21 protein-coding genes and 1 pseudogene are annotated in these 18382 nt (G+C 66.4%); 11 read left to right on the top strand and 11 right to left on the bottom strand.

Features of this window, described 5'->3' with window-relative positions:
- Window positions 1–20: 20 nt before the first annotated feature.
- Window positions 21–1082, top strand: a complete 1062-nt coding sequence (locus ACQP1G_RS27585) for a ferrochelatase (protein WP_433192466.1) — start codon at window positions 21–23, stop codon at window positions 1080–1082.
- 203 nt (window positions 1083–1285) lie between these two features.
- Here ACQP1G_RS27585 and ACQP1G_RS27580 read toward each other — a convergent pair whose 3' ends face one another.
- The 3 genes from ACQP1G_RS27580 to ACQP1G_RS27570 all read right to left on the bottom strand — a co-directional run bounded on the left by ACQP1G_RS27580 (window position 1286) and on the right by ACQP1G_RS27570 (window position 4038).
- Window positions 1286–2071 (bottom strand): S1 family peptidase, encoded by a 786-nt coding sequence (locus ACQP1G_RS27580; protein WP_433192465.1) that lies wholly within the window; start codon window positions 2069–2071, stop codon window positions 1286–1288.
- A gap of 110 nt (window positions 2072–2181) precedes the next feature.
- On the bottom strand, window positions 2182–3000 hold the full coding sequence (locus ACQP1G_RS27575) for a hypothetical protein (RefSeq protein ID WP_433192464.1): 819 nt from the start codon (window positions 2998–3000) through the stop codon (window positions 2182–2184).
- A gap of 210 nt (window positions 3001–3210) precedes the next feature.
- Window positions 3211–4038, bottom strand: a complete 828-nt coding sequence (locus ACQP1G_RS27570) for a DUF3097 domain-containing protein (RefSeq protein ID WP_433192463.1) — start codon at window positions 4036–4038, stop codon at window positions 3211–3213.
- Window positions 4039–4117: 79 nt separating this feature from the next.
- On the opposite strand from ACQP1G_RS27570, the gene ACQP1G_RS27565 reads away from it, so the two are divergent.
- Both ACQP1G_RS27565 and ACQP1G_RS27560 read left to right on the top strand, forming a co-directional pair.
- Window positions 4118–4549: an NfeD family protein gene (locus ACQP1G_RS27565; protein WP_433192462.1), complete on the top strand. Its 432-nt coding sequence runs from the start codon at window positions 4118–4120 to the stop codon at window positions 4547–4549.
- Window positions 4549–5790: an SPFH domain-containing protein gene (locus ACQP1G_RS27560; RefSeq protein ID WP_433192461.1), complete on the top strand. Its 1242-nt coding sequence runs from the start codon at window positions 4549–4551 to the stop codon at window positions 5788–5790. The genes ACQP1G_RS27565 and ACQP1G_RS27560 overlap by 1 nt, the downstream gene beginning before the upstream one ends.
- An 89-nt stretch (window positions 5791–5879) precedes the next feature.
- On the opposite strand, the gene ACQP1G_RS27555 is transcribed toward ACQP1G_RS27560, so the two are convergent.
- Complete coding sequence (locus ACQP1G_RS27555) at window positions 5880–6419, bottom strand: DUF3558 family protein (protein WP_433192460.1); 540 nt, start codon at window positions 6417–6419, stop codon at window positions 5880–5882.
- Window positions 6420–6604: 185 nt separating this feature from the next.
- Between ACQP1G_RS27555 and argS the strand changes: the two genes are divergently transcribed.
- Window positions 6605–8368: an arginine--tRNA ligase gene (gene argS, locus ACQP1G_RS27550; protein WP_433192459.1), complete on the top strand. Its 1764-nt coding sequence runs from the start codon at window positions 6605–6607 to the stop codon at window positions 8366–8368.
- Between the two features lie 96 nt (window positions 8369–8464).
- Here argS and ACQP1G_RS27545 read toward each other — a convergent pair whose 3' ends face one another.
- Window positions 8465–9352, bottom strand: coding sequence for an LLM class flavin-dependent oxidoreductase (locus ACQP1G_RS27545; protein ID WP_433192458.1), 888 nt, complete (start codon window positions 9350–9352; stop codon window positions 8465–8467).
- Window positions 9353–9615: 263 nt separating this feature from the next.
- Here ACQP1G_RS27545 and ACQP1G_RS27540 point away from each other — a divergent pair, with 263 nt between their 5' ends.
- The 4 genes from ACQP1G_RS27540 (at window position 9616) to ACQP1G_RS27525 (ending at window position 13032) form a co-directional block, all read left to right on the top strand.
- Window positions 9616–9804, top strand: a complete 189-nt coding sequence (locus ACQP1G_RS27540; protein WP_433192457.1) for a hypothetical protein — start codon at window positions 9616–9618, stop codon at window positions 9802–9804.
- Between the two features lie 3 nt (window positions 9805–9807).
- Window positions 9808–10743, top strand: a complete 936-nt coding sequence (locus tag ACQP1G_RS27535) for a CorA family divalent cation transporter (protein ID WP_433192456.1) — start codon at window positions 9808–9810, stop codon at window positions 10741–10743.
- Between the two features lie 108 nt (window positions 10744–10851).
- Window positions 10852–12159, top strand: coding sequence for a YhgE/Pip domain-containing protein (locus tag ACQP1G_RS27530; protein ID WP_433192455.1), 1308 nt, complete (start codon window positions 10852–10854; stop codon window positions 12157–12159).
- A gap of 69 nt (window positions 12160–12228) precedes the next feature.
- The gene (locus tag ACQP1G_RS27525; protein ID WP_433192454.1) at window positions 12229–13032 is read left to right on the top strand and encodes an LLM class flavin-dependent oxidoreductase; all 804 of its coding nucleotides are present in this window, start codon (window positions 12229–12231) and stop codon (window positions 13030–13032) included.
- Here the strand turns inward: ACQP1G_RS27525 and ACQP1G_RS27520 are convergent.
- The 3 genes from ACQP1G_RS27520 to ACQP1G_RS27510 are packed head-to-tail and all read right to left on the bottom strand — an operon-like array spanning window position 13029 to window position 14729.
- Window positions 13029–13865, bottom strand: coding sequence for a helix-turn-helix domain-containing protein (locus tag ACQP1G_RS27520; RefSeq protein ID WP_433192453.1), 837 nt, complete (start codon window positions 13863–13865; stop codon window positions 13029–13031). The genes ACQP1G_RS27525 and ACQP1G_RS27520 overlap by 4 nt on opposite strands.
- Window positions 13862–14407: a DUF6879 family protein gene (locus ACQP1G_RS27515; protein WP_433192452.1), complete on the bottom strand. Its 546-nt coding sequence runs from the start codon at window positions 14405–14407 to the stop codon at window positions 13862–13864. The genes ACQP1G_RS27520 and ACQP1G_RS27515 overlap by 4 nt, the downstream gene beginning before the upstream one ends.
- 4 nt (window positions 14408–14411) lie before the next feature.
- Complete coding sequence (locus ACQP1G_RS27510) at window positions 14412–14729, bottom strand: hypothetical protein (protein WP_433192451.1); 318 nt, start codon at window positions 14727–14729, stop codon at window positions 14412–14414.
- Between the two features lie 164 nt (window positions 14730–14893).
- Here ACQP1G_RS27510 and ACQP1G_RS27505 point away from each other — a divergent pair, with 164 nt between their 5' ends.
- The gene (locus ACQP1G_RS27505) at window positions 14894–15286 is read left to right on the top strand and encodes a hypothetical protein (RefSeq protein ID WP_433192450.1); all 393 of its coding nucleotides are present in this window, start codon (window positions 14894–14896) and stop codon (window positions 15284–15286) included.
- A gap of 111 nt (window positions 15287–15397) precedes the next feature.
- Window positions 15398–15766, top strand: a complete 369-nt coding sequence (locus ACQP1G_RS27500) for a nuclear transport factor 2 family protein (protein ID WP_433192449.1) — start codon at window positions 15398–15400, stop codon at window positions 15764–15766.
- A 12-nt stretch (window positions 15767–15778) separates the two neighbouring features.
- Here the strand turns inward: ACQP1G_RS27500 and ACQP1G_RS27495 are convergent.
- Together ACQP1G_RS27495 and ACQP1G_RS27490 are read right to left on the bottom strand one after the other, a co-directional pair.
- Window positions 15779–15946: pseudogene (locus tag ACQP1G_RS27495) on the bottom strand (metal-dependent hydrolase); the annotation flags it as partial.
- 87 nt (window positions 15947–16033) lie between these two features.
- Window positions 16034–16261, bottom strand: coding sequence for a hypothetical protein (locus ACQP1G_RS27490; protein WP_433192448.1), 228 nt, complete (start codon window positions 16259–16261; stop codon window positions 16034–16036).
- 428 nt (window positions 16262–16689) lie between these two features.
- Between ACQP1G_RS27490 and ACQP1G_RS27485 the strand changes: the two genes are divergently transcribed.
- Window positions 16690–17592: a S1C family serine protease gene (locus ACQP1G_RS27485; RefSeq protein ID WP_433208857.1), complete on the top strand. Its 903-nt coding sequence runs from the start codon at window positions 16690–16692 to the stop codon at window positions 17590–17592.
- A 14-nt stretch (window positions 17593–17606) separates the two neighbouring features.
- Here the strand turns inward: ACQP1G_RS27485 and ACQP1G_RS27480 are convergent, their stop codons facing one another.
- Window positions 17607–18299, bottom strand: coding sequence for a TVP38/TMEM64 family protein (locus ACQP1G_RS27480; RefSeq protein ID WP_433192447.1), 693 nt, complete (start codon window positions 18297–18299; stop codon window positions 17607–17609).
- Window positions 18300–18382: the final 83 nt, after the last annotated feature.

Raw genomic sequence — 18382 nt, 5'->3', positions numbered from 1 at the left:
GTATTTCGAAGGGAGACACCGTGGTTCGGGCCGCCGACGCCCTGCTGCTGTTGTCGTTCGGCGGTCCCGAGCGGCCCGAGGACGTTATGCCGTTCCTGGAGAACGTCACTCGGGGCCGGGGAGTGCCGCGCGAACGCCTCGATGAGGTCGCCCAGCATTACCTGCATTTCGGGGGTGTCTCGCCGATCAATGCGCTCAACCGCGACATCATCGCCGCGGTGCAGCGCGAATTGGCCGGTGCCGGTATCGAATTACCGGTCTACTTCGGCAATCGCAACTGGGATCCGATGGTCGAGGACACCGTCGCGCGGATGGCCGCCGACGGTGTGCGGTCGGCGTTTGTGTTCCCGACCTCGGCGTGGGGCGGGTACTCCGGCTGTCTGCAGTACGACGAGGACATCAGCAGGGCGCGTGCGGCCTTCGGGCCGGATGCGCCGGAACTGGTGAAGTTGCGGCAGTACTTCGACCACCCGCTGTTGATCGAGGCATTCGCCGAGGCGATTCGTGCCGCGGTGGGTTCTCTTCCCGCGGAGTGCCGCGATGGTGCTCGTCTGGTGTTCACCGCGCACTCGATTCCGGTATCGGCCGATATTTCCGCGGGGCCGCCCGGTGACGGTGGTCGTCTGTACAGTCGTCAGGTCGCCGAGGCCGCCAGATTGTGTGCCGCCGCAACCGGATTCACCGACTACGACCTGGTGTGGCAGTCCCGCTCCGGTCCACCGCAGATCCCTTGGCTCGATCCGGATATCGTCGACCATCTCGAGGATCTGTCCGGCAAGGGCGTAGACGCGGTCGTGGTGTGCCCGGTCGGGTTCGTATCCGATCACCTCGAGGTCATCTGGGATCTGGACAACGAAGCCAAAGACAAGGCCGCTGACCTGGGTATGGCGTTCGCCCGCGCCGCCACTCCCGGCACCGACCCTCGCTTCGCCGAGTTGGTCGTCGAACTGATCAACGAGCACCTGACCGGTACTTCGCCCCGCCGCCTCGGTGACATCCCGGGCTACGGCTGCACCGTGAACGGCGCCCCCTGCGCAATCGGCTGCTGCACCCCGCCCCGCCGCCCCGCCTCGACCCACTGAGACCTCGCCCAAGAGCAGAGTCGGCCTGTGCGCCACGGTTTGTATCCGCGCGGATTCGCGTCTCACGTGCGTTGTCGCCGCGCGATGTCGTGCGATGCGTGATGGGCGGTGCGTCGCGATCGGCGATGCATGGCGGACTGGAGGCACGGCCGGATTTTGGCGGTGCGCCGCATGATCCGGGGGCGTGTGTGCCCGCGGCGTTGTCAGAAGGTCAGGGTGGTGATGCGGGTGTAGACGCCGGGGAAGCCGGGGCGGGCGCTGCCTTTGCCCCACGAGGTGAGGCCGAGCAGGCGGCCCGCGACGAGGAGTGGGCCGCCGCTGTCGAATTCGGCGGTGTCGGCGTCGGTAGATCCGGCGCAGAGCATGTCGGCGGGGTCGAAGGCTGAGCCGTAGGCGGCGGCGCAGGTGCTGTCCGGGACCACAGGGACCGTTGCGGATCGCAAGAGAGCGTTCGATAGGTCGTCCTCGCTGGTGGCGCCCCATCCGAGGACGGTGCCGGTGGTCCCGGGTGCCCCAGCATCGCTCGGCGACGCGGTATTGCTTTGTGGCGCGGCGACTTCCAGATAGGGCCCTGGTCTGGGCTCATCGAGGATGAGGATCGCGAGGTTATCGTGGTGCACGGTTTCGCCGTCGAATTCGGTATCCCGGAAATCCGGGTGGACGCGAATCTCCTTGACTCCCACGGTGACTCCATCGTGCGAGCGCAGGTCGGCGCGGCCGAAGGTGACGGTCAGCGCCTGTGGCAGCAGCCGGGCCGACGCGACGCAATGTGCCGCTGTCAGAACCCGGTCCGGCGCGATGAGCGCACCACCGCAGAACTGCCCGGACGGCCGGGGGAAGAACAACGGGGTGCCGATGGCGGCAAGCCACGGGTAGCCGGTCGCCTCGGTGGTGTTACCACCGACGATCGCCGCAGCGGGAACGGCGGGCGCGCCGAGACCGATGAGTGCGGCGGTCACAACCGCGGCGATGCGAGGTATGCGGGGCATACCGCCTCCCGGATTACATAGGCGATCGGTGGGCCTATTCAACCAGAGGATGCGGTGTTCGCGCGCCTTCGGGGATCGCTGGTCGTCTCGTGCGTCGGAAGCCGACGCCTTTACGAGTTGCCTCGGGCCGCGGCATGCACCGCCACCAGCCGCGCCGCGCGGATCGCGTCCCACAGTGGGCGTAGGAGGTCCTCCTGGGCGCCGATGGCGGTGGCGGAGGTGGGGGAGGAGGCGGGTTCGCGTTGGGCGACCGTGAGGATGGCGGCGACGTGGTCGGCGGTGTCGAGGATTCGCCTGGCGCGCAACGGGATCGATTCCGGATAGTCGTGGCGGGAGTAGTCCGCGAGTTCGGCCTCGATGAGTTCGCGGGGGTCGGCGTCGACGGCCGCGCCGGCGGCGGTGGTGTGCAGTCGCATCAGGGCATCGGCCGCATCGCGCACCGCCTCGCGCATCGTGTACTCGGCCTCGCCGAGCGACATATCCGATCCCGGCCCGGTGGGGATCGGTGTGCTGTAGACGGTCCACTGCAGGGTGTCGTCATCGGCCCACTGCGGGATCAGTCCGGTGCCGTCAGTGCCCGGCACGCCGAACAGCATGCCCTCGCCCGTCTCGATGGCATCGGCGGCGAAGGCCGTTCCGGTCGGCAGACCGCGTACATCGCCGGGCACCGGCAGCACCAGTCGCAGTTGCGCACCTGGCTGCGCCATCGCCTCGCGAATCACCTTGAGCAGCGCCATGACTCCGGTGCCGGGCAGGTTGCCGCGGGAGGACCAGGGCAGGTCGTCGCGGCCGCCCGTGATCGGGTCGCCCGCGGCGATCGTGTGCCGCGGTGCCCAGGCGTGCAACGCCTCCAGAATGTCGTCGGGCGCGCTGCGACCGGCCAGCCATGAGCCGGCCCACACCGTCAGCGTGGCACTAGGAGAGCACATAATTATCGAGCATAAAGGAGGGTTGCGACTAGGGGGCATCCATGCCGGATACCCCGGTGAGCTGCACGCATCGATCGGACTGCCGGTACCGCGGGTACCTGGAATGCCGCACCGCCGCTGCCGCTGCCGCGTTGTACCGACCAGGGCCGAATTCCGCGTAGTGAGACATGATTTCAGCGATTGGACCCAATTGCGATCGCGCTGGTCGGGTCACTCCGGTTCGGTGACGAAGTCGATGAGCCGCTCCACCGCGCCGATCAGCGGGGATTCCAGATCGCGGAACGATTCGACGGCGTTGTAGACCCGCCGCCAACCCTGCTGCGGAGTGCCCCACCCGAGGCGACGGCAGATACCGGTCTTCCAGTCCTCACCGCGCGGCACCTGCGGCCATGCCGCGATGCCGACCGCCGCCGGGCGCACGGCCTGCCACACATCGATATACGGATGCCCGGTGACCAGCACATACTTGCCGAGGCCGGTGGTCAGCTGAGTTTCTTTCGAACCGGTGACCAGATGGTCGACCAGCACACCGACCCGCCGACCGGGCCCCGGCGCGAATTCGGTCAGCCGCTCGGCCAGATTGTCCAAACCCTCGAGATGTTCGACCACCACGCCCTCGACTCGCAGATCGTGCCCCCAGACCCGCTCCACCAGCGCGGCATCGTGTACCCCCTCAACCCAGATCCGGCTGGTCTTGGCGACCTGCGCGCGCAGCCCCTCCACGCGTGTCGAGCCCGACGCCGACCGGGTTTGCTTCGTCGGCGCCGCGGCTTTGGGGCGGACCAGCGTCACCGGCTTACCGTCGATCAGGAACGCGGCCTCGCGCAACGCGAACAACCGCACCGCGCCGCGCGCATCCTCCAGTTCGACGAATTCGCCGTCGTAGCTGCGATCGAATCCGACCACGGCGCCGCAGAATCCGCTCGCCGCATCCTCTACGACGAGGTCGCGTTCCGCCGTCACCGTCGGTACGGTTCGCTTCTTCGCCCGCGAATGTCCGGAGAAGATGTCGCCGCCATACATGTCACGCCCGCTCACCCGCCTGAAACTAGCACCGCCACATCGGTTGATGGGTTTGTCGCGCCACAGAACTGCCTCGGACAACTACAGTGGGCATGTGGCCGCAATCGTTTGGCTGGTCGCGGGTTTACTGCTCGCGGCGGCGGAGATGCTCACCGGGGACCTCACACTGCTCATGTTGGGCGTCGCCGCGCTCGGCACCGCGGGCGTGAGCGCGGTGACGGGTACCGGTCTGGTCGTCGACGCGGTGATCTTCGCGGTGCTTGCGCTCGTTCTGCTGCTCGGTGTGCGGCCGGTTCTGCGGCGGCGCTTCGGAACTCCGCCGCCGATCCCGACGAATGTGGACGCGCTGATGGGCAAGCAGGCGCTGGTGCTCGAACAGGTGGCCGAGCATAGTGGTCTGGTCAAAATCGGCGGCGAGGAATGGACCGCACGGCCGTTCGATACAACGGTCGAGTATCCGAAGGGAACCACGGTGTACGTCATGAAGATCGATGGCGCGACCGCGGTCGTCTGGAAGGGGCCGTAATGGCTGTACTGATCGTTGCCGCCGTCTTGGTGCTGCTGGTCGTGGTGGTGGTCTTCAAGTCGATCGCCCTCGTCCCGCAGGCGGAGGCGGCAGTCATCGAGCGACTGGGCCGATATTCGCGCACCGTCTCCGGTCAGCTGACGTTTCTGGTGCCGTTCGCGGACCGGATCCGGGCAAAGGTGGACCTGCGCGAGCGGGTGGTGTCCTTCCCGCCGCAGCCGGTGATCACCGAGGACAACCTGACCCTGCATATCGACACCGTCGTGTACTTCCAGGTGACGAGCCCGCAAGCGGCGGTGTACGAGATCAGCAACTACATCGCCGCCGTCGAGCAGCTCACCGTGACCACACTGCGCAATGTGGTCGGCGGTATGACCCTGGAGCAAACGCTGACCTCGCGCGATCAGATCAACGGCCAGCTGCGTGGTGTACTCGACGAGGCCACCGGCCGCTGGGGTCTGCGCGTCGCGCGGGTCGAGCTCAAGAGCATCGATCCGCCGCCATCGATCCAGGAGTCGATGGAGAAGCAGATGAAGGCCGACCGCGAGAAGCGCGCCATGATCCTCACCGCGGAGGGCACCCGGGAGTCGCAGATCAAGACGGCCGAGGGTTCCAAACAGGCGCAGATCCTTTCCGCCGAGGGTGCGAAGCAGTCCGCGATCCTGGCGGCCGAAGGTGAACGGCAGAGCCGGATCCTGCGCGCCCAGGGTGAACGTGCCGCGTCCTACCTGCAGGCCCAGGGGCAGGCAAAGGCCATCGAAAAGGTCTTCGCCGCAATCAAATCCGGTAAGCCGACGCCGGAACTGCTTGCCTACCAATACATGCAGACCCTGCCGCTGGTCGCCCGCGGTGATGCGAACAAGGTCTGGCTGGTGCCGAGCGATTTCGGCAAGGCGCTCGAAGGGTTCGCCCAGAACTTCGCGACCAAGGGCGAGGACGGTGTTTTCCGTTACGAGCCAGCCCCGGCCGACGATGTGGAGAGCAAGCCGGAGGACGATTCCGATGTGGCGGGCTGGTTCGATACGGCCCGCGACCCGGCCATCGAACAGGCGGTCCGTGCCGCAGAGGCCGATGCACGTGCGCCGGTGGAGGGCATGGTTACTCCGGTGACCCGCCAGCCCGCGCCGCAACCGGTCGTTCCACCGCAGCAGGCGGCCCCGCCGCAGCAGATCCCGCCGCAGCAACCGCCGTACCACCCGGACGGGCCGCAGGGCCGCCCCTGGCAGCCGCCGTCACGCTAGGAAGCGATATGCACCGCCCCGGATCTCGCAGAGGTCCGGGGCGGTTCGGTGTTGCGACGGCGATGTTCGCGCCGATCCAGGGGGCGGTTCTATGGCGCGAGGTCGATGGTCAGCGTTGCCAATTGGAGCGCTATCGCGCATGGATCCGGTGCGGTGGTGTGCGAGTTGTTCTGGACCCGCCAGACGATGGTGCCGTTATCGGCGGCGGCGACCGCGCAGTCACCCGGGTCGTGCGGATTGCGAATGTAGAAGCCGGTCGCGGTGACCGTGGTGCCGAAAATCTGCCTGGTGATGGTCAGGTGTTCGTTCTGGAAGCCGTCGTCCTCGGCCCGCTGCCACGTCTGCTGCAGTGATTCACGGTCGGTGTAGGTGAAGGTCAGGTCGGATTCGCCATCGCCGCGCTGCGCCTGCCAGACGCAGACCGGCGGACGATGATGCGTGGTAAGGGTGTCGGCCTGCGCGGCGCGGCCGATCTGCTCGTCGGTCAGCGGCGTGCAGTTGGTCAGGGAATTGGCGGCCGGGGCGGAGGTCGGACCGGCGTCGGGTGCGCCATGGTCCGCACAGCCGGTCAGCAGTCCGGCGACCGCGAGAACGGCCAGCCCGACGCCGCGTATCCGGAATACGGTCACATCCGCTCCCTTCCCTGAACCAGCCCAGCGAGTACGTGCCAAGGTTACCGGCGCTCCATTCGTCGGACAGTGCGTGCGGGTCCTCGGATCATCGACCGTCGTCGACGACGGGCACCAGGAAAATCATTCGGCGCGATACGGGCGCGCTGGAATACTCACGGCCCATACCGATGGGAGGACCGCGCGTGGGTGATTCCGGAGTGCTGCCGTTGCTCGACCAGGTCGCTGCCGCTGTGTCGGCGGCGATCGGGCGATTCCGCCCCGAGATGGCGGGCGCGGATCCGGTGGTGCGACGCTCCGAGCGCGCGGACTTCCAGTCGAATGTGGCGCTCGCGGTTGCCGAGCGGGTCGGGATGCGGCCCGCCGATTTCGCCGCGGAGTTGGCCCAGGCGTTGGATCAGTGGGGCGACGGACTGTTGGTGGCGACGGTGTCGGGGCCCGGATTCCTGAATATTGCGGTGGCGGATCATGCAGTCTGGCAACAGGTTTCGGCGCGCCTGCGCGATGATCGGTTAGGGGTAGCGGCAGCCGAGGCCGGACGCCGGACAGTGGTCGACTACTCGGCGCCCAATATCGCCAAGGAGATGCACGTCGGTCATCTGCGCACGACGATCATCGGCGACAGCATCGCCCGTGTGCTGGACTTCCTCGGCGCCACGGTGTTTCGACAGAATCATCTGGGAGACTGGGGAACTCAGTTCGGCATGCTCATCCAGTATCTGGACGAGCATCCCGACCTGCGGTGGCGCCACGACGAGCTGAGCAGTGGCGCCTCGGCGGTATCGGCACTGGATGGTTTGTACAAGGCGGCGCGCACGGAATTCGACGGCGATCCGACATTCGCGGACCGTGCTCGCGCCCGGGTGGTCGCGCTGCAATCCGGCGACCCGGCCACTACGCGGCGGTGGCGGGAGATCGTCGCCGAATCGGAGTTGGCGTTCGGTGATATCTACGATCGCCTCGGCGTACTGCTCACCCCGGACGACTATGTCGGCGAGTCGTTCTACAACCCACTGCTGCCCGATACCATCGCCGAATTGGTCGATAAGGGCATCGCCGTCGACAGCGATGACGCCCTTGTTGTGTTCTCCGAGGAGGTCACCGGGCCCGATGACCGGCCGGTCCCGCTGATGGTGCGCAAGCGCGACGGCGGATACGGCTATGACACAACGGATTTGGCGACCATTCGCTACCGCGTGCACACCCTGCGCGCCGAGCGGCTGCTCTATGTCACCGATTCCCGTCAGGCCCTGCACTTCCGGCTCGTCTTCGAAGCCGCGCGGCGGGCCGGATGGTTGACCGACGATATCGATGCCGTACATATCGCCTATGGCACGGTACTCGGCCCGGACGGACGGCCCTTCAAAACCCGTGCGGGTGGCACCGTGCGGTTGACAGACCTACTCGACGAGGCTGTCGCCAAGGCCAGAGCCGTTGTCGCGGAACGGAACCCGGACCTGCCCGCGGCCGAACTGGACGCGATCGCCGAACCCACCGGCATCGGCGCGGTCAAATACGCCGACCTGTCCACCTCCCGGGTCAAGGACTACACCTTCGACCTGGACCGCATGGTCGCGTTGCATGGCAACACCAGCGTCTACCTCCAATACGCGCACGCGCGAATCCGGTCCATCCTGCGCAAGGCCGAAGGCCGCACCGCACGCATCGATCCGAGCGTCGCGCCCGAACCCGCCGAACGGGCCCTTGCCCTGGAACTCGACGCTTACGGCACGATCGTCGGCGAGGTCGCCGCAACCCTGGAACCCCATCGGCTGTGCGGCTATCTCTACGACCTCGCCCGCGATTTCACCGGCTTCTACGAGAGCTGCCCGGTGCTCACCGCCGCCGAACCCGTCTGCGGTAACCGCCTCGCACTCTGCGATTCGACCGCGAAAACGCTCGCGCACGGACTCGGTCTCTTGGGCATTGCCGCCCCCGAACGCCTGTGAACGACACCTGCGCGGGGTCGGCCGATCAGCCCGTCGCCGCCCGAGACGCCCGCTCGGTCGGCCGTCGCGCCCGCTCGACGCGAGGGCCGGCCGAGTTCAGGCGCAGAGTTCGCGCACGCGCGGCACGACATCCGCGACCCATCTGCGCAACTGCGTCTCATCCGGTGATTCGGGCCAGTAGACGAACGTGTCGAATCCGGTCTCGAGAGCGAGATCGGCCAGGATCTGCGCCCACCCGGCGGCATCGCTGCGAATCGGCTCCTCGCCGCGCAGGGGCACCGCACCAGGCGCCTCGGTGATTTCGCCGACCAACTGCGCCATCCGCATGATGTCGCCGGGGTTCCGTCCGGCATCGACAGCGCTCGCCGAGATGATCTGTTGCGCGCCTCGCCATTTCTCGTAGGGCAGGTAATGCGGGATCGGTGCCGCCCACCCGTCGGCGATCCGCCCGGTCAGTGCATTGGCTTTCGGACCAACGCTGCCGAACCAGATGCCGACCGGATGTACCGGCGCCGGACCGGACTGCACACCGCGCACGGAGTAGTGCGCACCCGCCACCGTGGCCTTCGCACCCGGCACCCACATCGCCCGGATGATCTCGGTCGCCTCCGTGAGTGCCTGCAGCGCTTCGGGATTCGTCCGCGCCGGACCACCCATCGCACTGATGGCGGGCCAGAAAGCTCCGGCGCCCAACGCCAATTCGAACCGCCCGCCGCTGAGCAGATCGAGCGTCGCCGCCTGTTTGCCGAGTAGTGCCGGACCGCGCAACGGCAGGCTGGCCACATCGGGGAATACCCGCAGCTGCTCGGTTTCGGCGAGTACCGTCGCGACGACCGCAAACGTATCAGCGAGCCCACCCGCGTACGGGTGGTCCTGAATTCCCAACAGATCCAGCCTTTCCCGATCCGCGAGGCGGGCCAGCGCGCGAACACGGGGGAGCTCGTCGGCGGTAGGCGCCAGCTGGATTCCGAAACGAAGGTTCACAGAGCGCATGATGCCAGCCCGCCACGCGCATCCGCCGCTCGGCGGTCCGCCGCGCATCCGGTGGCGGCGGAATGTGTGAACCAGAGCGGATTGCGCATACTTGCGCAACTGATTGACGGACCGCTCTGGCAGGTTTCTAATGATTGATGGCGCAATTCGAGCGCCGAGATCAACCAAACGAAGCGGGGTGCCCCGCCAATGGCGCTCGTCTGTGCATCGTGGCGAGCGCGGCCACTGCACGAACGGACGTATTGGAGCCCACCATGGCGACGCTGTTCAACAAGGTCGAATCTGCGCACCGCACACCGAATCTCGAGCGACAGGCGATCTGGTTCACCATCGGTCTGTATCTGTTGATCAGCGCGGGACTGCTGACGATGCACTATGCGCATCCACAGCAGCCGGTCGGATCGTCGTCGGTATCGCCAGCACATTCGTCGTACGGGCAGTAGCCGATGACGACGATCACCGCCGCCCCGATCGACCGCTTCGATACCGAAGTCCTACAACAGCACTGGATTTCGCTCTCGGTGACCGATGCCGACACCGCCGCGGCGCTGCGCGAACGCTTCGGTGTGGATTTCGCCACCGCACGAAATCGGGTCTTCGAGACCGATACGTTCATCTATTTGCCCGTCGTCCTCAGCTATAAACGCGGCGCCGCCATCGAACGCGACACCATCGTCTTCGCGCTGGGCAGCGATTTCCTGATCACCTTGCAACCGGACGAGCATTTCACCCCATTCGACAAGGCCGTCGCCAAAATGCGCCGCAATCCGAGTCTCACCGGATCCTCGCACGGCGTCATGTACGCGCTGCTCTGGGCGCTGAACGAGGCATCGGAACGGGTCATCCACTGCGCCAGCGACGCGTTGGAGGCGATGAACGACGATATCGAAATGGCCACCAACGGCTATGACCATCGCGGCCGCGAAATCGGTGTTGCGGATATGCGCGGGACCATGTCGCGGATGAACGCGGCGGAGGAGATCGTCTCCCGCGTGCAGGAGACCCAGCTCCAATTGGCCCGCGCGGCACGACATTTGATGGCAGATACGCCCGCGGGCGACGTGGAGGGCCTGATCGCCATCCTGATCGCCGATATCGATGGCGTGAAACAGCACGCGGGTTTCGAACACGACAAGGTTCGTTATCTGCAACAGTCGGTGATGACCTGGCTCGACGTGAAACAGAACCAGATCGTAAAGGTCTTCACCATCATCACCGCCGTCTTCCTGCCCCCGACTCTGATCGCGACCTTCTACGGTATGAACTTCACCTGGATGCCGGAATTGGAGTGGCAGCAGGGCTTTCTCGCCACCACCCTGATGACCCTGGTGGCGGCGGTGATTCCGCTGGTCTACATCAAACGTAAGGGCTGGTTGCGCTGAGCCTGTGACGGCGGTCTCGGTTATGGGGTCCGGTACCGCAATGTGACCAGCAGCCGACCAACGCCCGATCGCTACCGGAAAACCGCCGTGACGGATTACCGTGCGGCCATGACGACTGCCGACACAGCCGCCCGCCATCTGCGGCCACGGGCCTGGATCGCCCCGATCGCCGTGGTCACCTTGCTCATGTCGCTACTGGCCACGATGTACCTGGCGTATGTGGTCAATCCGACGAAGAATCTGCACGATTTCCGTGTCGCGCTGGTCAACCAGGACGACGGCGATACCCTCGGCGGCAAGCCGACCAATGTCGGAGATCAGATCACCGAGGCGCTCGTCGCGGGCCTGCCCGCCGACAAGATCGATCTGCAGGTCGTCGGTTTCGCCGAGGCGCAGCGGCAACTGCGCCAAGGCCGGGCCTACGGCGCGATCGTGATCCCCAGTGACTTCACCAAGCGGCTGGCCATTCTCGGCGCGGCCGGGGTGGTGCCGGGCAAGGTGGAACAGCCGATCATTACGGTGCATACGAACCCGCGCGCGGGCAGTTTCGCCACCGGGGTGATGCAGCGCATCGCCGAGCAAGCGCTGAGTCGTGTCGACGAGACCGTCGGCAAACAACTCACCGATACCGTCGAGTCCCAGCTGCGGCCCGCCGCGGGTGGCGCGGCTCCCGAATTGGCCGGAGCCAGCCAATTGATGCTGGCCCATCCGATCCAGGTGGTGGTCGCACCGTATCGGCCGCTGCCCGATGGGACCGGACAGGGGCTGTCGGCCTTCTTCTATACGATCATGGTGCTGCTGGCCGGTTTCACCGGCGCGATGATCATTCATTCGATGACCGATTCCGCGCTCGGGTTCGCACCGACCGAATACGGCCCGTGGTACGTGCACTACCCACCCGCGCCGATCTCCCGGTTTCGCACCCTGCTGCTGAAGTGGGCGATTCTGATCGTCACCGCACCGATCGTGTCCGCGGTATTCCTCGGCATCGCAGCGGCATTGGATGTACCGCTCGATCATCCCCTCACGCTGTTCCTCTACTGCGTGCTCGCGATCATCGCGGTCGGGGTGACTGCGCTGTCCGTGCTCGCCGCCCTCGGCACCGCGGGTCTGCTGGTCAATCTGATTCTGTTCATCGTGCTCGGTTTGCCCTCCTCGGGCGGTAGCGTGCCGATCGAAGCGACACCGAACTACTTCGCATGGCTGGCCACCTTCGAACCGATGCACCAGGTCTATCTCGGTGTGCGCGCGATCCTGTACTTCAATGCCAACGGAGACGCCGGTCTCGCGCGCGGCAGCTGGATGGCGGTGCTCGGTGTTGGCATCGGTCTGGTCGTCGGCGCCGCGGTGACCCTGTACTACGACCGAAAGGGACTGCACCGCAAGCCCGCCGAACAAGCAGCCGCGGCGGAGTGAGCGTTGGGGATATCGGAGTGAGCGATCCGGCCATTGGAACACTCACATCCAATGCCTAACGTGGTGCTCATGACCTTGGAAATCGGCGTTATCCTCCCGACCTCGACACCCGATCCCACGCGGCCGATCCTCGGCGATGTGCGGGCCAGCGCCCGGCTCGCCGAACAACTCGGCCTCGAATCGGTCTGGTCCACAGACCATCTCGTGGCGAGTGCGCCCATGTTGGACAGTACCGTGACGCTCGCGACCGCGGCGGCCGTCACCGACCGGATTCGGATCGGGTACAACGTCATGCTGCTGGCGCTGCGCCCGGTGGCTTGGGCGGCCAAGCAGATCAGCACGCTGCAGTACGTGTCGGGGAGTCGGTTGCTGCTCGGCGTCGGCACCGGGAATCCGGCGCACGGCGATATCGGCTGGCGCGCGGCCGGTATGGCCTTCGAGGATCGCGGCCGCCGCACCGACGAGGCACTGCGGGTGCTGCCCGATCTCGTGACGGGGTCGACCGCCGCGGTCAACGGTGTGGACGTGACCTTGGCGCCCGGATCGGCAATGCCACCGGTCCTGGTGGCGGGCAATGGGACTCGGGCCCGGCGCCGGGCCGCCGAGTACGCCGACGGCTGGATCACCTTGCAGCCCGGCCTCGAACAGTTGGCGGCCGATATCGGCGAATTGCGGACGCTCGCAGCGCAATTCGATCGGCCGGTGCCCGCGGTCACCGTCGTCGCGCCAGCGTTACCCGCAGATCACGCGGCGGCCGTCGAACTGCTCGCCGCCCACGGGGATGCCGGAGTCGAACGCGTCATTCTCGCCCCGACCGGCCCGAATTGGGAGCGCGACTACGAAAATGCCGCGAAAATCCGTGCGGCACTCTAGATCTGCTGCCGCTGCTTCATCGCGTCGGTGATCAACGCCCGGGCGGCATCGCCATACCGCGCTTGCCGGTGCAGCGCCGCCCAGGTCTTCTCGTAGTACGCGAGCTCGCGGGGCTGGGTGATGGTCAGACCCGCCGAAATCGTCTCGACCTCGGCGATGCGTTTGTCGAGCAGCACGAAACACGTTGTGGTGTAGAGGAAATCCGCCGTCCGCGGAATGATGCCGAGGCCGAGCCGCGGCAGCGGCATCACGTCGATGAGCTGTTCGAGCTGACCGGTCATCACATCGTTGTCGCCGACCGTGGTGTAAAGCGCCTGTTCGGCGAGCAGGATGCTGATGCGATGGGTGCCGTGGCGCAGAATCCGTTGGCGCGCAATACGTGCCGCCACCGCGCGGTCGATATCGTCGATGCCGCCGACGAAGTCGATGCAGCTCTCCAGGACCGCCCTGGCATACGGTTCGGTCTGCAGCAGACCCGGGACGACCGCGTTCTCGTAGTTGCGGATCGTGCTGGCGCGCGACTCCAATTCGATGCGGCGGCGCTGCTGCTGGGCATGTCCGGTCGCGGCGATGCGTCGCCACTCCTGCCAGAGCGCCTCGATATTCGCCAGCGCCGCACGCAGATCCGGCAGCAGCAGCTCGGCACCGCACAACCGGCACCACTCGGCCAGGTCATTATCGCTCGGCGTCTGCTTGCCGTGCTCGATGCGCGACACCTTCGCCGAATGCCAGCCGGCAGCAGCGGCGAGCTGCACACCGGTCAGGTGTGCGGCTTTGCGCAGTTCACGTAATCGCGCCCCGAAGGCTTGCCGGGACTGCTCGACACCGGTCATCCACTCCGCCCGCTGGGCATATAGTCGTGGTGCGGAATTGCTTTGTTCCACAGCGTATCTCGTACTGTCGTGCATCGTGCGACCAGGACCGGGTCGGTGGTTACCGCGGCACCGGCCAGATCGCCGGACTTGGTGAAAATCGTAAAGGCGAGCGTCTCGTCGAGCAGCCACCATTCGTCGTCGGTGTACTCCGACGGATCGGCGAGATGCCGTGGCAGCCAGCGAATGTCCTCGCCGTACCGTTGATTTCGGTCGGTGAGTGCGTGCAGGAATCGAACGTAGTCGGTGAGCGGCTCCGAGACCACCCGGACGCGCCGGATCGGGACGCCGCGTCCGGCGACCTCGCTGGTGAGCTCCTCCCAGGCCCGCCACGACGGCGGATAGCACTGCTCCTCGAATGGCGGTAGCCCCGCCAGGACCCGGCGCATCGGCTCGGTCTCGTCGGCGACCTGAGAGTGATCATCGGACACCTCCAGATGGAAAGCGTCGCTGCGAGTCTCGCGAATGAGATCGTTCGTTTCCTCGACGGTGAAGTAGAGCATTTCATTACCATTCCCACGGGCTCTGTCCGACCGGGACCGCGATCGCGGTTTCGTGATCGGGAATCCGCATGTGCGCCAAGGCATCCGGATCGGTGACCGGTTGCCCGGCGAGAGTGAAGGATCCATGCCCGGAGTCGTGCAGGGGAGCGCCGATGTAGGTGCCGGGTTGTAGCCAGCCCAGCAGCATATGGGGTATTTCGACATGGTTGGCGTGATGGGCCACCCGGTAGCCCTGGACGAGATACAGATGTCGATCCTCATCGATCCAGAGCCGCGGTGAGCCGGTGTTATTGGTGGGTCCGCCGAGCAGTTGTATACGCATGAGAGTGGCCTCGTCTCGCGTGGAGAATTGCGCTGGCTGTGCCTAATCGTCGCCGGTCAGCGCCGTGAGGGTCAACAGCTTCCGCAAATCCCCGCAAAACCATGGTGCCGACCGCGTCCGGTTTCCTACCGTTGCGCTAGGTGCTGGCAGACAGGGTGTGCGCGATGAACGGGTCCGGATCATGGGAGGTTGTCGAGCATTTGCAAAGCGAAATGGGGGTACTTGGCAACGGGGTGGTGGCGAAACCATGGGCGATCGGGTTCGTACGGTGGGATATTTCCGGATCCATGGTGGATTACGATGTGCGGGGCATCCGCACCTGTTCGGCTCGGCTCGGCTACGAGCTGGTCTCGATGACAGTGGGTCCGCAGGGTGACCCGGTCGCGCGGCTGCTCACGGCGATCGCGCGCTGTGGTGCGCGTGCGGTGCTGGTGCCGAGCCGGGAGCATATCTGGGCTTCGCGGCGTGCGGTCACCGAGATGTGCGATCTGGTCGTGGTCTCCGGGGGCATGGTGTGGGAGCGCGGCTATCAGTGGCCGCGCTGGTTCGCCCGGTAATCCTTACCTCGCGCGTAATCGACTCGGTGATCGCCAGCGGGCAAGGTTGAGGTATCCGCTTCGGAACTCCGACGGATGACCGAAATACCTTTCAGCAGAGGATGATTCACTATGTCGCAGTATGACGAAGCGGTCGGCCGGTACTTCACGGCGTGGAATGCCACCGATGATGACGTGCGCGCACGGGCGGTGGCGGCGGCCTGGCACGAGGACGGTTTCTACACCGATCCGCTCGCCGACGTCGCCGGGCACGAGCAGTTGACCGCCGCCATCGGGGGAGTGCACCAGCAGTTCCCCGGCTTCGAATTCCGTCAGCTCGGCACGGTCGACGGGCACCACGACACCGCCCGCTTCTCATGGGAGCTGGTGTCGGTGACCGACGGAAGTGCGCCCGTCGCCGGGACCGATGTGATCACCCTGGCCGCGGACGGCCGCATCCTCGGTGTGCACGGCTTCCTGGATCGGGTGCCTGGGGCGTAGTCAACCCGAAACCAGCACCGGATCGGTGATCTGGCCGGAGACCCGCCGCACCGATCGGATGAAGGACTCCTCGCCGGGTGGAAAGGCCGAGGACAACAGGGCGATCAGATGACTCATCACGATGTCGTCCTGGACATAGTGTTTGCGCATCGGGGCCCGATCGCCGAAGCGGAACCGCATGCGGCGCACCTTCGGATAGGCGCCATTGGATTTCGCGCTGGTGGTCAGGTGAATCTCCGTTGATTCAAGGGGTATTCGGTTGTTACTTCAGGTGATCGACGAGCGCGCTGTCCGCGCGTCGAATGGTTCCTTCTGCCAGCGCCGCAACAGTTCCCGGGTATCGATATCGTCCTGGTGGAAGCAGGGGCGCAGGTACACCGCCAGTTCTCGGCCGATGCCTTGGAAAACCGTGACGCGGAACGGCGAGTACGCCTCGGGGGCCAGTGTCAGCGGGTGCTGTCCGGTGTGCGGGTCGCGTCCGAGTGACGGGCTCACCGTTGGGCTCCGGCTCACCGAAACGGAACGCGATTCGTCTGGCCTTGGGATGTCCAGGGGTGGTGCGGCTCTTTGCTCGCACAGTCTGCTCCGCCATGGCGCACCTCGTTGGGACCGCGGGTATGCGGTACTGGTAGTACGATACCGTCTCAGACGGTTGAAACCAGGCCTCCGCGTGGATTGGTTATGAACCCGCTGTGTCGAACGCGAGCGGCCATGTCGGTATCGGGTCGTCGGCGTCGGATGAATCCGGTTGCGCCTGTGGCGAACACGATGCGCGGGCGGTGGCGGCGGGGCATGCTGGAGAGGGCGCCCTCGAATCGAGTGTGCGCCCGATGAGCAGGATGGTGGTCAGCGTGGACGACGAGTCGGTCCCGTTGTCGGGCCAGGAAGGCGCCGCACGACAACACAACCTCGACGAGTCCGCGATGGACGCGTATTCGCGCACTGTCATCGCGGTCGCGGCGTCGGTCACCCCGCATGTGGCCAGCGTGCGGACCCGGCGGGGGAGCGGATCCGCGGTGGTGTTCACCGACGACGGTTTCCTCTTGACCAACGCGCATGTGGTCGGCTCGGCGAGCAGCGGCGATATCGTCTTCGCCGACGGCGTGGAGTCACGCATCGATGTCGTCGGCATCGACCCGCTGTCGGACCTCGCGGTGCTGCGGGCGCGCGGCGGCGCACCTGGTGCGGTTGTCCTCGGCGACGCGGACAAGTTGGTGGTCGGCCAGTTGGTGGTCGCGGTCGGGAGCCCGCTGGGGTTGGCGGGCTCGGTGACCGCGGGCGTGGTGAGCGCGCTCGGCCGTGCGGTCCCGGTCGCCTCCCGTCGCGCCGGACGGGTGATCGAGGACGTGATCCAAACCGACGCCGCGCTGAACCCCGGCAATTCCGGTGGCGCGCTTGCGGATTCGGCGGGCCGAGTGGTCGGCGTCAATACCGCGGTCGCGGGAGTCGGTCTGGGCCTAGCGATCCCGATCAACGCGACAACCCGGCGCATCATCAGCACTTTGCTGAAAGACGGCCGAGTCCGCCGCGCCTATCTCGGCCTCGTCGGCGTCCCCGCCCCGCTCCCCGCATCCGTCGCCGCCCGCACCGGCCAACACGCCGGTGTCCGCATCGTCGAGGTAGTCCGCGGTGGCCCCGCCGACCACGCTGGCCTGCGCCGCGGTGACCTCGTCCTCAGTGTGGCCCGCTCCGAAGTTGCCGACGCCCAGGGCATCCAACGCCAACTCTTCGGTGATGCCATCGGCGTCTCCATGCCCGTGACGGTCCTGCGCAACGGCGCGATGGTGGATGTCTTCGCCATCCCGATCGAACTGACCGTCGACTGACTATCGCGCGTCGTTCAGTCGGCGATCGAGGCGCGTGCCGCGGTGGTGGGTTCCTGGGTCGGCTGGTGGGTTTGCGACCAGCGAGCATCGACCACCAGCCCGATGATGCCGATGGCGATCAGCGCGCCGGAGACCACGAGCATCCCCGGATGGGTACCGCCGGTGAGGGCATCGCCGAGGATCACGGTCCCGATGGTGCCGGGGAGGATGCCGATGATGGTGGCGATCATGTAGGGCCAGAACCGGATCGAGGAGAGGCCGCAGCAGTAGTTGATGACCGAGAAGGGGGCGAAGGCGATCAGGCGCAGCGAGCCAACGGCCAGCCAGCCGCGCCGTTCGAGGCGTTCATCGATGGAGTGCACCGCCGGGTGGGTGAGGTGAGCGGCGACGCGGTCTCGGTCGAGGGCGCGCACGAGCAGGATGGCCAGCGCGGCACTCACGGTGGTCGCGGAGGCGGCGAGCGCGATGCCGAGGGCCGGGCCGAACAGGACGCCCGCGCTCACCGTCAGCACCGTTCGCGGTATCGGCGCGACCGTGACCAGCGCGTGGACCACGAAGAACAGCAGCGGGAAGATCGGGCCGACCGAGGTGGCCCAATCCTGCATCTGCTGTGGGGTCGGTAGCGGGACCAGCATCGCCGCGATGAACAGCGCCGCGCCACCGAGGAGCAGGGCGACGATGCGTGGGTCACGGATCAGCCTTGTCACCCGGGCAAGGTTACCGGTTGGTAGTGGCGGCCACGGTCAACCGGCTGCGGCGCTGCCGCTAGCATCAGAAGAAACGGGACGAA

This window comes from Nocardia sp. CA-107356 (genome assembly GCF_050946365.1).
Classification (GTDB): domain Bacteria; phylum Actinomycetota; class Actinomycetes; order Mycobacteriales; family Mycobacteriaceae; genus Nocardia.
Note: the sequence above shows the minus strand (reverse complement) of the source record. Positions and strands in the feature narration are given on the sequence as shown.

What these genes read in the sequence shown, in the direction of transcription:
- ACQP1G_RS27580 (WP_433192465.1), bottom strand. Translation starts at nt 2,071, where the DNA reads ATGCCCCGCATACCTCGCATCGCCGCGGTTGTGACCGCCGCACTCATC.
- ACQP1G_RS27575 (WP_433192464.1), bottom strand. Translation starts at nt 3,000, where the DNA reads ATGTGCTCTCCTAGTGCCACGCTGACGGTGTGGGCCGGCTCATGGCTG.
- ACQP1G_RS27560 (WP_433192461.1), top strand. Translation starts at nt 4,549, where the DNA reads ATGGCTGTACTGATCGTTGCCGCCGTCTTGGTGCTGCTGGTCGTGGTG.
- ACQP1G_RS27540 (WP_433192457.1), top strand. Translation starts at nt 9,616, where the DNA reads ATGGCGACGCTGTTCAACAAGGTCGAATCTGCGCACCGCACACCGAAT.
- ACQP1G_RS27535 (WP_433192456.1), top strand. Translation starts at nt 9,808, where the DNA reads ATGACGACGATCACCGCCGCCCCGATCGACCGCTTCGATACCGAAGTC.
- ACQP1G_RS27530 (WP_433192455.1), top strand. Translation starts at nt 10,852, where the DNA reads ATGACGACTGCCGACACAGCCGCCCGCCATCTGCGGCCACGGGCCTGG.
- ACQP1G_RS27525 (WP_433192454.1), top strand. Translation starts at nt 12,229, where the DNA reads ATGACCTTGGAAATCGGCGTTATCCTCCCGACCTCGACACCCGATCCC.
- ACQP1G_RS27520 (WP_433192453.1), bottom strand. Translation starts at nt 13,865, where the DNA reads ATGACCGGTGTCGAGCAGTCCCGGCAAGCCTTCGGGGCGCGATTACGT.
- ACQP1G_RS27515 (WP_433192452.1), bottom strand. Translation starts at nt 14,407, where the DNA reads ATGCTCTACTTCACCGTCGAGGAAACGAACGATCTCATTCGCGAGACT.
- ACQP1G_RS27510 (WP_433192451.1), bottom strand. Translation starts at nt 14,729, where the DNA reads ATGCGTATACAACTGCTCGGCGGACCCACCAATAACACCGGCTCACCG.
- ACQP1G_RS27505 (WP_433192450.1), top strand. Translation starts at nt 14,894, where the DNA reads ATGAACGGGTCCGGATCATGGGAGGTTGTCGAGCATTTGCAAAGCGAA.
- ACQP1G_RS27500 (WP_433192449.1), top strand. Translation starts at nt 15,398, where the DNA reads ATGTCGCAGTATGACGAAGCGGTCGGCCGGTACTTCACGGCGTGGAAT.
- ACQP1G_RS27485 (WP_433208857.1), top strand. Translation starts at nt 16,690, where the DNA reads ATGGACGCGTATTCGCGCACTGTCATCGCGGTCGCGGCGTCGGTCACC.